The organism is Vampirovibrio chlorellavorus (assembly GCF_003149375.1).
Taxonomy (GTDB): Bacteria; Cyanobacteriota; Vampirovibrionia; order Vampirovibrionales; family Vampirovibrionaceae; genus Vampirovibrio; species Vampirovibrio chlorellavorus_B.
In genome coordinates, this window is the sequence record NZ_QFWH01000005.1 from 153,618 (window position 1) to 166,371 (window position 12,754).

The window sequence follows — 12,754 nt, forward strand, 5'->3', positions numbered from 1 at the left end:
TGACTGACTGAACCGTGATTTTTCCGGAAGCGCTTGCCCCAATGGCAGGGAGTTTTTCCGGTGAGATTGAAGCGGGTTGAGCATTCGGTTGCGTTTTGGGCCTTCAGTTTTCTGTTGTACGGCTTGTGTTTTGGCCTGATTCGGGTGCAGGCGGAAGCCTTGTACCACAAGTCACCCCGGCTGACGCCCCGGACGAGGGCGGAAGTTCCCAAGCCCTCTCCCCTGTTGGCTCCCCAGCTGGATTTAAAGCGGGACAATCGCGTTCACCACACGCCCCCGCCGTCGGTTTATTCTGATCTGGTTCCGGTGTCCTGGCAGCCGGAAAAAAAGGCGCCCAGCGATTCCCCGCAGGCAAGACCCGCTCAGCCCGCACCGGTGCGAGGACAGCGCTCCACACAGCCGCAAAGTCATTTGCACGACGGTCTCCCCAGTTGGCAGTCCAGCGTGATGACACCGGCAGCCCAGCCTGCCAGGTCAGCAGCCCCCGCATTGCACCCTAATCATCCTCTCCACCTGTCAGCCACGCCCCAAAATGGTCTTCTCTTTGAGGAGGACGCCTTTGCCCTGCAAGCCGTGGCCGCCCCCGCGAGTCGTTCCTCCGGTGAGAAGCCGCTGGTGCATTTTCCGCAAGAACTGGCCGATACCCGCTCCGCCCAATCGGCGATGGAAGCGGGCTTTTATCCGGTGGGTTACCGTCCTTATTTACCCGCTTCCATCGTGGTGGTTTCTGGCAAGCATCAGGAGGCCCTGTCTCACTACAACCGGGCCAGCTATTATGGTCATGCCAACCAGCTGAGAGAGGCCATTCTGGAGTATCAGCAGGCCATTCGCAAGAATCCCGAACTGGCGGATGCCTATGTGGGCCTGTCCTCGACCTATTTGCTCAAGCACCAGTGGGAAGAGGTATTCCTCAATGCCCGCAAGGCCCTCTCCCTGAAGACGGGGTTTATGGACCCGGGTAATATCGTTCAGGCCAAGTACAACCTGAGCGCGGCCTACTGTGCGGCGGATGACTATGGACAGGCCAAGATTTTTTACAATGCCGTCAAGTTGGCCAACCACGCCCAAACGGCCGAGCTTTGGGAATACCTGAAAAAGAACTGCAAGCCCAAGCCCTGACCCTTATTGCCTGGGCTGCTTTCGCTCGTACCAGAAGGGCATTTTACTTTCCAGATTCAGGCGGGCCTGCGGCGGGGCCTTGTGATAGCCCTGGACATCACAGGCCGGAAAGAGCTGGGTGACCTCATGGATTTGCCAGTGTCGGCGGGGATCATCCAGTCGGTGCCAGCCTTTGGGATCTCGTATGGGCGGTTCTTTTCGCTTGCCCCGGATAATGTAGCGCATGGTGGGTAAATTATCGGAGTACAGGCCCAGCCGTAGGGGCTGGATGCCGTGATCCTGTTGCGACAGGGTGAGCCATTGGGCGTACAGATTTTCCACCTGGTTAAAGAGTTGCTTGAGGTACTCGTTAAAATGGGCCTCGCTGTCCGTAAAACCCGCGCTGCGGGCGGTGGCTTTCAGTGTTTGCAGTTCCTCCGGGGTGAAGTCCAAATGGCTCAGCCCGTTATCCCGATTCTTGGCATCCACCACCGGCGTCAGCGGTTTTGGGCCGTGATATCTCAAGGGCGGGTGCAGTCGATCCTGATCGGCCAGAATTTGCGGTTTACTGAAGTAGTAGCGCAGCGACAGATCATCGGACAGTTCCGGGTTTTGCTGATCAAATTCAGGATCGCGAATGGCCTTCAGGGCGGGATCATGCACATAGAATACAAAGCGAATGTTCTGGCGGCCCTGTTTGCGCAGGCCGTTCACGTCGCTGACCAGTCGGTTGCTGATCAACAGCAGTTGCTTCAGTCCTTCCGGATGGCCGTTTTTCAGAAGGGCCCGGGCGGTGGGGGCGTGTTCTGTACTCAGGGCTTTCAGCAGGGCCTTGGCCCGCTCAAAGGCAATGGGGTTAAGGGGAGGGGCTGGTGGTATGGGCTGTGGATCGGCCTTCTCCGCACTGGCCTTGGGGCTCTTTCCGGCAGTGACCTGACGTTTGGGGGATTCTGTCTGACGGGGCCATAAGACTTGCCCCAGGAATGGTTTGGGCGGGAGCCCTGATGTCAGTCCCTTTGCCTGCCGCTGAAATTTATCCTGGCCGGATGGTGGTGCCGGGTACTGGTGAACTGTGGCTTCGTTTGCCTTTGCCCGTGTGGTTTGATGTATCCCGCTTAACGGGTTTGAATGCGAAAATACCCCTTGTACGATCACAAGCGTTCTCCCCTGCCGATTGGTAATGATAACCTCACCTTCAAAACGGCATTATAAATTAAAAACAAAATAATCCAAGCGTTAAAATAGAATCCATCGATCGGGTTTGAAAAACGCGCCATCCCCAGCCAACGTTGCGGCTGAACGTTCCTTACGGCTGCGTATCGCCCCGGAAAAGCCGCTCCAGTAAAGCGCGTTGCGCTTCCAGGGGCAGCGGCGTCTCGGCGTTCCCGGGCTGTGGATGATGACTGGCGGCCTTCAGGTGGCAACCCGGAAACAGGTGACTGAGATCGTGGATTTTCGTGTCGCCCCCGGAGTGCCGTGTGGCAATGCCCACCTTGTAATGGGCAGGGTTCCGCTGGAATTGCAGGGCCATTTCCTCTCTGGCCAGATGCAGGTTGTAGAGCATGTTAAACAGCTGGAAGGCATAATCGGCCAGCTCTTCCTTGTTGTTCAGGTTGAAGCGCTCACTGGGCGGCACCGCGTGGTGCTGGCGCACGGTGTCTTTCATTCGCTTCAGGTCGCCCTCACTGAATTCCAGGTACTCCAGTTCGCTCAGGCCCTGCTTGCCCCGGGCGATGTTTGACCAGTGGTTCATGGCGCTGAATTTAGCGGGCAGACGCCGAGGGGTCAACACCTCGCACAGGATTTCTGTTTCGGGCGCCATCTCGTAGGCGAAACGCCGTGCGCTAAAGGGATCTTTCAGGTGCCCTTGGGCGGGGTGATCGTAATAGATGACCAGTTCGGGCTTTGGCTGCCCCGGGGCGGTCACTTGATTCATCTCGCTTATAATCTGGTTTCCCACTTTCAGCAGATGTCTCAGCCCGCTGGCGTAGCCATTTTTCAGGATGGAGCCAATGCGGGGGTCCACGTCGTTGTCCAGCTCTTTCAACATGCTATCCAGCGCCTCGAAGGAAATGGGGTTGCGGGGCTCCTTGCGATCGTGCTGAGCGCCAGCGACAATCTGGTTGCGTTTACTGCCGGGAGAGGCCCCGGGCCGTTTGATCCAGGGGGTGTTGAATATTCGCTGAAACAGGTTTTTATTGCTACCCGGAGAGAGCTGAGAGAGGCCCGATTTCGAGGAAAGCGGGCTGCCAGCCCGTTGCGATTTCTTCGGTCGGCCTGCTGCCGGGTAGGGGGTGGGGGAACCTGTGGCGCTTTTGACGTTTCGGATATTCCCGGCGGCGTTGATGGGTGCTTGAACCCCTGACAGCATAATGCAGACCCTCCCACTGTTTCAGATCGACGAAAACCACTTGATGAACCAGCAAGATTGCTGTCCCATTGCGAATTATTATCCGTTAATAGTACGGCCTGAACCCGGAAGCGCAATGACTAAATTCTGGTTAAATTCCCGGGGCTGAAAGAGGGGCTGTGGCAAAAACAGGCATCGCATTCTCACAACAGGCCGGAGAACGCTAGTTTCGAGTGCGTCGGCTTTCTCTCCGTTTTTTTTCAGGCCGGGTTTGCTCTTCTTGCTGAATCACCCGAAGCGTATCGGCGGGCAGGCTTTGCAAGGTCAGAATTTCCGAACGCATTTTGTCGAACTCCGGGAGGCGACCGGTCAGCAGTTTTCCCATTTCACCCAGATTCCCCAGATCCCATTGCCAGTTGTACTGGTTCACCCGAAACAGGTTTCTGTAGGAATAATCCAGCTCGTTGAAGTAGCTTTTTTCCCGGATGACCCCGTAGATGATGCCGTTGCCATTTTCCAGGGCCTGGGCCACCTGCTGGCCGGAGTGTACTACGTGAACGGCCGGTCGGTGTTGCGGGTCAATGTAAAACAGAATGCGTTTGACGGCGGGGTGCAGGGAGAAAAGCAACACCCGATCCCCGGCCTTGAGATTGTGGTTCAGCTGCTGGGCCAGAAACTGATTGACCGGACGGTGCATAATGGGCAAATAGACCGCCTTTAGAAACAGCATAAAAATCAGCAGGGAACTGGTCAGGGCCAGCGGGGTCAGGCTCAGTTTTCTGGAGACTTGCAGAAAGAACAGGGAAAAAGCGCCCACCAGCAAGATAAAGGGCCCCGGAATCAGCCAGAACTTCCAGAGGGGAAAGGCTTCCGGCAGGGGGAATACCTTGTCTTTCAGGGTCAGGGATTCCAGTACGGCCATGCCCGGTAATTTCCAGAACCCGGCCACGTAATTGCTGGGCACCACCTGAAAAATCACAATGGTCATTAGAACGGCGGCTACCAGAAGGAGCATGATGTAGGCAATCAGGACTTTTTCATAGTAGGCGTGGGTTTTATTATGAGAGGCCTCCACCACCTGAGCCAGGTAACTGCCCGCAATGATGGCCAGCGGTGGAATAAACGGCAAAATCAGGGTGGGTTCCTGAAAGGCGGACAGCGAACAGACGGCAAAGCCTGCCAAGAACCAGCTTAAAAGCCAAAGTGTGGGAGACGTGGATTGATGCCGGGTATTGACGGTATTGGCTTCCGGGTCCAGGAAAGCCGCCGGAACCAGAAACCAGAACGGCAACAGCTCAAACAACAGGCGTTTGGCGTAAAAAAGCCAATCCCCTTTCAGGCTGGCCCAAAGACCAAGACCCAGCGCTTTCTGCAGGGGATAAACCAGCAGGTAGTTGAGCATAAACCCGCTTTGTCCAGGCTGAATGGACACCCATAGCAGCCAGGGCAAGGGAATCAGGATCGCTGGCAATAGCAGTGACCGGAAATTCATGCGGTTAAACAGCAGGGTGTTTTGGCCCAAAATCAGGTACAGGGAAGCGATGGCCATCATCAGCAACACATTGAGGCTGCCGCTGTTCAGGAGCAGCACCCCCAGCACGCTGCCCATCAGCAGCATACTGCGGTTCATTTCCTCTGCCGGGTTATTCCGCCGGGAGGCCTGATCCTTCCACTTTAAAAAAGTCCACAAAAAAACCAGATCCAGAGTCAGGGTCAGGATGTCGGCAGTAGCCAGCGAACCGAGGTAAAAGAACCCCCAGCTAACTGCCAGCAAACCGGTGCTGAACAAGGCCGAGAACCGGCTTTTGGTCAGCTCCATCGTCATCAGGTAGGTAACGCCCAGCGCGGTCAGCGAAAGCAGGGCGGCGGGCAAACGGGCCACGGACAGCCCAATGCCCCCCAGCTTGAAACTGATCATGGTGAGCCAGGTCCACAGGGGCGCGCGTACCACATAATCGTGCCCGTTCAGGCTCGGAATCCAGAAGCGGTTCAGGCTCAGGGTCTCCTTGGCCGATTCCAGGTGGAAAAACTCGCTGAAGGGATCGATGTCGAACACCCCCAGGTTGATGAACAACAACAGGGCCATAATGGCAAACAGGGTTAATTCGGGCAGAAACGCCCGGGGGGAAAATCCTTTATCCATGAGGCCCTGTAACTCCGGTATTTAAACGAATACGATGGGGGATGCTCATACCCTGCCTCCCTGCTCTGTCCGGGAGTTTTGACCAGCCCCGCTTTGGGCGGCTCCGCCTTGAGCCGCTCTGGGATGGGCTTTCATGTAGGCCCGTTTCAGGCGTTCCGTACTAACGTGCGTGTAAATCTGGGTGCTGCGGATGCTGACATGGCCCAGCAGCTCCTGCACAACCCGCAGATCGACCCCGCTGTTGAGCAAGTGGGTGGCAAAGCTGTGACGAAAGACGTGCGGGTGCAGGGGCTTATCCACCCCGGCCTGTTGGCCCAGCGCCAGTAAAACCCGCCGAATGCTGCGCACATCCAGACGGGTGCCATTTTTATTCAGGAGCAAGGGGCTCTCGGCGGTCATTGGGTCCGGGCACAGGGCGGACCAACACGCTTTGTATTGCAATAACGCTTGCAGGGCTCGCTGACTGAAAAAGGCCAGCCGTTCCCGACCTCCTTTTCCCTGAATGCGCAGCTCCAGCTCTTCCCAGTTGACGTGTCCCAGATTCAGGGAGGACAGTTCACCCACCCGCACCCCGGAGGAGAAGAGTAATTCCAGAATGGCCAGATTGCGCCATTTCAGCGTGGATTCCGGCTCCAGGAGCGCGGCCTTCCGGAGTTGCTCAATTTCGGAAGGGGAAATAAAATTGGGCAGCCGACGGGATAACCGGGGCCTGTGGAAGACCAGCGGCAGGCTGTTCTCCTCAAAATAGCGCTCTTTCATCAGGAATTTAAAAAAGGTTTTCATGGAAGAACCTTTTCGGGCCAGGGACGTTTTGGAGAGTTGCTGGGCGCCCAGGTGGGCGATATAGGCGGTGGGAATCTCTCGCCAAAACGTTTGGGGTTGGACTTCAAAGCCCTGCTTCTCAAGGACGAATCGATTCAGCCAGTCCAGCAGGGCGGCGATATCCGACTGGTAAGCCCGCAGGGTGTGCGGCGATAATCCACGGGTGACATCCAGGTAACTGAAAAAGGCTTCGGCGCCTTCCTCAAAGCGGGCCAGCCCAAAGTCATGGACGCGTTGAACATCGGGCCTCTGAACGGGCCTCTCAATGGTCTTCTCAACTCTCTGTCCAGCTTCAGCATCTTCCATACACTTCATTATAGGGGATTTTTGTATATAATAGGAGGGAGTTTTTACGCGAGTGGAAATCTGGAGGAGGTTCCTCTACAGCATTGGGCAACGTGTTTTTGAGGCAATGATTGTTTTGACTTTATAACTGTCGCCCCTCGCCCGGATTTCATCCACAGTGAGCGCCGCTTGAAGCCCGTATTATAGTGAGAGAGTCAACCCCGAGTTCTTAAGGAGTATTCCATGGATAAAATGAAAGTATCCCTGTTGGCTGGTATGCTGGCCGTTACCGTAATGGTATCCGGCTGCGCCAGTGGCGGTTTGGCTGGCGGGCAAAAAGTGGCCACGGTCAATGGCGCTGTGATTTCCAAAGCAGAGTATGACAAGACCTACAGCGAGTTCCAGAAGTCTTTCCACCTGGAAAACGTTCCTGAAGCGCAAAAGGGCATGCTGGATGATTACCTGAAGCAAATGACCCTGAATAAGCTGATTTTGCAGACCCTGATCAATACGGAAGCCAATAAAGCGGGTATCAAGGTTTCCGATGAAGAAGTGAAGCAGTACAAACAGGACAAGATCTTTAACGATCCGGCTCTGAAAGAGCAGTTCAAAGCCTTCCTCAGCCAGAACAAGATGCAGGAATCCGATTTTGACGCCATGCTGCGTGAAAATCTGCTGCTGAACAAGTTCATGGAATCCAAAGGCGGGCAGCAGGTTCAGGTGACCGATGCCGAAGTGAAAAACTTCTACGATAAAAACGTGGAGCAGTTCAAGATGCCGGAAAGCATCCGGGCCGAGCATATTCTGGTGAAGGCCATTGAACCCCAGTTGAAGCAGGAATTGCGAAAGGCCAACGAGAAAATCTCGGACGCTGATTTGCAAAAAGGGGTGGCCGCCAAAAAGCAGGAATTGAAGGCCAAAGCCGAAAAGCTGTATGAGGAAGTCAAGGCCACCCCGGCCAAGTTTGAGGAAGTGGCCAAGAAAAATTCAGAAGACACCATGTCCGCCGTGAAAGGCGGAGATCTCGGCTTTATGCCGGAAGGCACCGTGGACCCTTCCTTCTGGGCCGCCGCTGAAAAAACGGAGAAAGGGCAGCTCTATCCGGGTGTGGTGACCAGCCAGTTCGGCTATCACATCATCAAGGTACTGGACCGCAAGGCGGCCCATCAGCAAACCTTTGATGAGGCCAAAGCCGCCATTCGGGAGCAAATGTCCCAGCAGAAAAAACAGGCTTTCCTGCAACAGTGGGCTCAGCAACAACGGGCTGCCGCCAAAATCGACGTGGAAAAAGCCTACCAACCCAAAGAGCCTGAAATGGGCGCCTCCGCTGAAACCGGTGCCGCCCCGGCTGCCGGTCAGCCTGCCGAAAAATCGGCTGACGCTGGCAAAAGCGCCGCTGGACACCAGTAGCCATGGGACAAGTCGTCTCACTAACGACCTTGATGGAAGCACTGGCCCCCTTGCGGGGCCAGTCTTCTATTGTGACCACCAACGGCTGTTTTGATATCCTGCACGTGGGTCATTTACGCTACCTACAGGGCTGTAAGGCCCTGGGGGAAACGTTGGTGGTGCTGGTGAACTCGGATGCCTCGGTTCGTCGCCTGAAAGGCCCGCAGCGGCCCATCGTCACCGAGGCGGATCGGGCGGAACTGCTGGCCGGATTGGGCTGCGTGGATTACGTGGTGCTGTTTGACGAGGACACCCCGGAGCCTTTGCTGGAAAAAATCGTGCCCGATTTTCACGCCAAGGGGGCCCAGTACAACGAAGGCAACTTGCCGGAGATGGCCACCTTGCGTAAAATTGGCACGCAGGTCAAGTTTGTGCCCATGGTGGAAAACCGTTCAACCTCCTCGGTCATTGAGACCATCCAGCAGCGGTTGGCCGCTGCCGCTCAGCCCACCACCGGGCGCTAGAAATCGACACCATCACTTATGCAACAACTGGATGCCCTTTCCCTGAAAGCACTGGCCCTGGAGCTGGATGCCCTGCTGCGCAACGCCAAGGTCAGTAAAGTTCAGCATCCCAGCCCGCATGAGTTTCTGCTTACCTTTTGGGGTGGGGCCCCTCGCCCGGAACAGCTCAACCTGTTTTACATCCAGTTGAGCCCGGAAGCCCCCTTTTGCGTGCTGACCCGGCCCAGAGTCCGGCAGGACACCGTACTGAACAGTTTCGCCAAGCCCACCGCCCTGTGCATGCTGTTGCGCAAGCACTTGCAGGGAGCCAATCTATCGCAAGTGAAAACCTTACCGGGAGAGCGGGTGCTGAATCTGGTGTTCGAGAATCTCAATGAGCTGGGGGAGCCGGTGCGACTGGTCTTGTCTCTGGAGTTAATGGGCAAGCACACCAACATGATTTTTTACGATGATGCGCGTGGCGAGATTCTGGCGGTGGCCCATGGGGTGGGCGAGCGCATGAGCAGTCATCGGGAGCTGGCGGCGGGTTTGCCTTACGCGCCTCCACCTCAGCCTGCCGGAAAGCGATTGATGGCCAGTTTGTCCTTTGTCGATTTTGCGGCTTTGCTGGCGCACAAACCAGCGGATGAGCCACTATTGCGCTTTTTGAACGCCAATCTGGCCGGTTTTGGACTGCGCATGCTGGAAGACGCCTGGGCCATGGCGGAGGGCTCTGAAGAGACCTTGTATGGGCAATTGCAAACGCTGGATAGCGTCCAGGCCTTGCAGCCCGTGATTTCCGGGGATGGGCAGCGCTTTGGCCTGCTGGGACATATTCACGCCGCGGAAGAGGTGGTGCCCTGTGAGTCCGTGAACGCTTTGGTGGAACGCTACTTCATCGGTCACCTCAAGGCCCTCCGACTCCAACGCAGGCGGGAGCAGTTGTTGCTGAAGCTGGATCAGCGAGAAAAACGCCGTCAATCCAGAGAGAAAGAGTTGACTCCGGTTTCAGAGGAACAGATTGGCAGCTTTCAGGCCACTGGGGATCGCCTGCTGTCCGCCTTCAGCGCCCGGGAAGTACCCGCCCATCCCATACCCGGCCAGACAACGGTGATCCTGACCCATTACGACGATGGCAGCCCGTGGCCCATTGAGATTGATCCGGCGGCGGACTGGGTGGAAAACGCCCAGTTGTACTATCGTCGGGCCAAAAAGGCCAAGGCCAGACAGCATGCCGCTGAGCAAATGCTCAGCCAGCTCAACGAGGAGCGGGATTATCTGGCCAGTTTATGGCAACTGGTCTCTCAGGCGGAGACTCTGGCCGAGTTTGACACGCTGGAAGCGGAAATGATCGCGGCTGGCTTCATAAATGCCTCGCCCAAACTGCTGGCGGACAAAAAGCAAAAACAGGGAACTGTCAAAACGGACGAGAAGGCGGGCGTCCTGACCCTGCAATCTTCGGATGGACTGGAAATTCTGGTGGGCAAAAGCGCCCAGGGCAACGATGCCATTGTGGGCAAGCTCTCCCGATCGGATGACTGGTGGTTGCACGTGCATCAGATGCCCGGCTCCCATGTCCTCATTCGCTCGGGCAAGGAGCCGGTGCCGGATAATACCTTGCTGGAGGCGGCCATGTTGGCCGTCTATTACAGTTCCGCCCGGCATAGTTTAAATGTGCCGGTCATTTATACCGCTTGCAAATACGTGCGTAAAATTCCCCAGTCCTACCCGGGGCACGTGAATTACAGGCAGGAGCAAACCCTGTTTGTCAGCCCTCAGCAAACAGTGATTGACCGTTTATTGGTGGCGCGGGGCTAGCGAAAAGATTTGGAGCGCAAGGGAAAGCGTCGGGCTGTCAACGGGCTGTCCGGCTCCGAGGAGCCTTCGGCTTCCGAGGGGTGCAGGGAGGCCATGGCGGTGGACAGTACCGTGTGACTTTCCAGTTCTTTTCGGCGGTAGTTGATGAGCGTTTTCAAGTCGGCTTCCAGGGAGGTCAGGACATCGGAGGCCGGTTGCTCGCTGGAGGCCCCTTGCTGTTTTTGAGCCACCAGGTCCAGCACGCTCTGGTAGGTACTCAGCTCCTGCCGTTGCAGTTCACTGCGATGCGACGTGCTGAGCGCCATCAAGTGGGCCACGGTCTTGGACAGGGTATTTTTCTTGGCTTTTTGTTGTTGAATGATCTCCGCCTGCGCTTGGAGTTGGGTTGCCTGCTGGACCAGTTGGGTTTGCTGGGCTAACAGCGCTGTCTGTTGCTGATGGAGCGTCTGCCGCAGGGTTTGTAGTTCCCTGCCCTGATGGTTCATATTGGCCATCAATTGTTTGTTGACCTGATGCACCTGCGGCAGAATCAGGGGGCTTTCATCCCGTTGCCATTGGGTCTGGGCCAGTTGAAAATTCAGGGAATCCTTTTCTCTCAGTAAGCGGGCAATCCAGTCCCGATACTGTTCCTGAACCAGGGTGAGCTGCTCGCTCAGGTGCTGGCCTTGTTCGTTGACCCGATCCAGTTCCGTTTGCAGCTCCCGGATTTTGGCATTCATTTTGCCAATTTTTTTTCGGTCCTGTTTTCGTTCTGGGTGGCCAGATGGCGCTTCGGTGGGGGGAAGCGTTTGGGTGGCCGCTTCCGTGGTTGATGAAGCGGGAGTGGCCTTGATGGTATGAGCCAAGGCCAGCTGCTGGCTCAATTGGGCGATTTTCGCGGCGGAATCGCGTTGCTGGGCGTTGAGGTCCTCCTGCCGGGCCGCTAGTTCGGCTTTGAAGGTTTGTTCCGCGCGTTGCAGCGCTTCGGTTTTTCGCTCAAGCCGCTTTCTCAGGCTCTCCTCTTTTTGAGAGAGCCGCTTTATGGTCTGCGCTGGGTCGGTCTGACTCTGGCTGACCGATTTTTCCGAGCGGGCGATCCGTTCCCGGATTTCTGCCAGCGCTGTCTCCAGTTCCGCTTTTTCTTGCGCCAGCAGATTGCTGTCCTGTAAAGCCTGTCGGGTGGTTTGCTCCAGTTGCCGGATGGTTTCCTTGGCCGTGCCCAGCTGGGTTTGCAATCGCTGTTGGGCTTGCTGAAGCTGGGCCAACTCAGGGTGATCCGAGCCTTTCAGGCCGGAGTCTTGTCGGGAGAGCGGTGAGCGGTGAGGGGCGGCGCTGTCGGGTTTCGTCGCGTCGACCTCGGTGGGCAGGGGATCGGCAGATGCCTTATCAGCTTTTTGCTGGGGCGTGAACAAGGTGCCCAGACCCCAACCGCTGAACCAGGACGTTGTTTTGCCTGGTGCTGCCGCATCGGGACCGCTTTGGACAGCGGGTTCGGACAAAGGCCCAGCGCCCTGTTGTTGTTGCTTGGACAGTGCCTTTACCCGTTTAATCAGCATTTGCCGGATGGCGTCCCGATCGGCGGGTGTACTGGTCCGGCTCATCTTGGTTTCAGCCCAATCCAGGGCATCCTGTTTGTTTGCGCTTTCCGTTAAGGGGTTTGCCCCTGCGTTCAGCAGCACTTCCACCAGTTTGGGGCGACCCGCGGAGACGGCGATATGCAGTAGCGTTTGCTGGTGAATGGGGTTGACCGGATAATCCACATCGTTAAAGTGTTGTTTAAATTGCTGGGCCAGATACTGCATGACCAGCGGGCTGCTGGTTTTGGGGGCTACTTTCATGGCAATGGCCCGTAGGGGCGCGCTGGCTGGCAGTCGCTGTATTTGTTCCAGGTTATTGGGATCGACGGTTTCCAGCGTGGGCCCTCCGGCGAACCGGACTGGTTGAGGGGGCTGCTTCAAGGTGGCTTGCGGCTTGGGGAGAATCTTGTTCTTGGGCTTTCGGGGGCGGGGTAAGGTCGGGGTGATGTGCATGATGAGGGGCTCGCTGAGTGGGTTCACAAGGGAACACGGAAGGGATGAAGGGCTAATAAATAAGGAATACAAATAAGGGATGAGTCCGATGGGAGGAAGCTGATTGGGGCTGTCCAAGGCAAGGTTTGCCGGGTGGTTTAGATTACTGGGAAGGGGCTTTTTTCAAGACAGTTTTCTCTGGTTCATGGGGGCAAGCAACGAACGTCATTATCGGACGTCATCATGGTGCCCGGTCAACAGAATTAATCAACACCAAACTTGAAAAAAAACTGTGACTCAAGACAATCCGCATGACGCAAGCGTTCTCAAACAGTGAAAACCAAAGCAGGTACAGAAA

At 56.3% G+C, this 12,754-nt stretch carries 9 protein-coding genes; 4 read left to right on the forward strand and 5 right to left on the reverse strand.

Going from position 1 to position 12,754, the window contains the following annotated elements:
- The first annotated feature begins 60 nt into the window (after window positions 1-60).
- Window positions 61-1,119 (forward strand): tetratricopeptide repeat protein, encoded by a 1,059-nt coding sequence (locus DF283_RS08230; protein ID WP_303674283.1) that lies wholly within the window; start codon window positions 61-63, stop codon window positions 1,117-1,119.
- Window positions 1,120-1,122: 3 nt separating this feature from the next.
- On the opposite strand, the gene DF283_RS08235 is transcribed toward DF283_RS08230, so the two are convergent.
- From DF283_RS08235 to DF283_RS08250, 4 genes are all read right to left on the reverse strand, one after another.
- Window positions 1,123-2,253, reverse strand: a complete 1,131-nt coding sequence (locus DF283_RS08235) for a hypothetical protein (RefSeq protein WP_303674284.1) — start codon at window positions 2,251-2,253, stop codon at window positions 1,123-1,125.
- A 151-nt stretch (window positions 2,254-2,404) separates the two neighbouring features.
- The gene (locus DF283_RS08240; RefSeq protein WP_303674285.1) at window positions 2,405-3,469 is read right to left on the reverse strand and encodes a hypothetical protein; all 1,065 of its coding nucleotides are present in this window, start codon (window positions 3,467-3,469) and stop codon (window positions 2,405-2,407) included.
- Between the two features lie 202 nt (window positions 3,470-3,671).
- Window positions 3,672-5,591, reverse strand: coding sequence for a glycosyltransferase family 39 protein (locus DF283_RS08245; RefSeq protein WP_303674286.1), 1,920 nt, complete (start codon window positions 5,589-5,591; stop codon window positions 3,672-3,674).
- Window positions 5,592-5,636: 45 nt separating this feature from the next.
- Entirely contained in the window at window positions 5,637-6,719 is a 1,083-nt protein-coding gene (locus DF283_RS08250; protein ID WP_303674287.1) for a tyrosine recombinase XerC, read from the reverse strand.
- A gap of 222 nt (window positions 6,720-6,941) precedes the next feature.
- Between DF283_RS08250 and DF283_RS08255 the strand changes: the two genes are divergently transcribed.
- Genes DF283_RS08255 through DF283_RS08265 form a run of 3 tightly spaced genes read left to right on the forward strand, consistent with a single transcriptional unit; the run spans window position 6,942 to window position 10,408 of the window.
- Window positions 6,942-8,108, forward strand: a complete 1,167-nt coding sequence (locus tag DF283_RS08255; protein WP_303674288.1) for a peptidylprolyl isomerase — start codon at window positions 6,942-6,944, stop codon at window positions 8,106-8,108.
- A gap of 2 nt (window positions 8,109-8,110) precedes the next feature.
- On the forward strand, window positions 8,111-8,611 hold the full coding sequence (locus DF283_RS08260; protein ID WP_303674289.1) for an adenylyltransferase/cytidyltransferase family protein: 501 nt from the start codon (window positions 8,111-8,113) through the stop codon (window positions 8,609-8,611).
- Window positions 8,612-8,629: 18 nt separating this feature from the next.
- A complete protein-coding gene (locus DF283_RS08265; protein ID WP_303674290.1) occupies window positions 8,630-10,408 on the forward strand; it encodes an Rqc2 family fibronectin-binding protein in 1,779 nt (592 codons plus the stop codon).
- Here the strand turns inward: DF283_RS08265 and DF283_RS08270 are convergent.
- On the reverse strand, window positions 10,405-12,417 hold the full coding sequence (locus DF283_RS08270; RefSeq protein WP_303674291.1) for a hypothetical protein: 2,013 nt from the start codon (window positions 12,415-12,417) through the stop codon (window positions 10,405-10,407). The genes DF283_RS08265 and DF283_RS08270 overlap by 4 nt on opposite strands.
- Window positions 12,418-12,754: the final 337 nt, after the last annotated feature.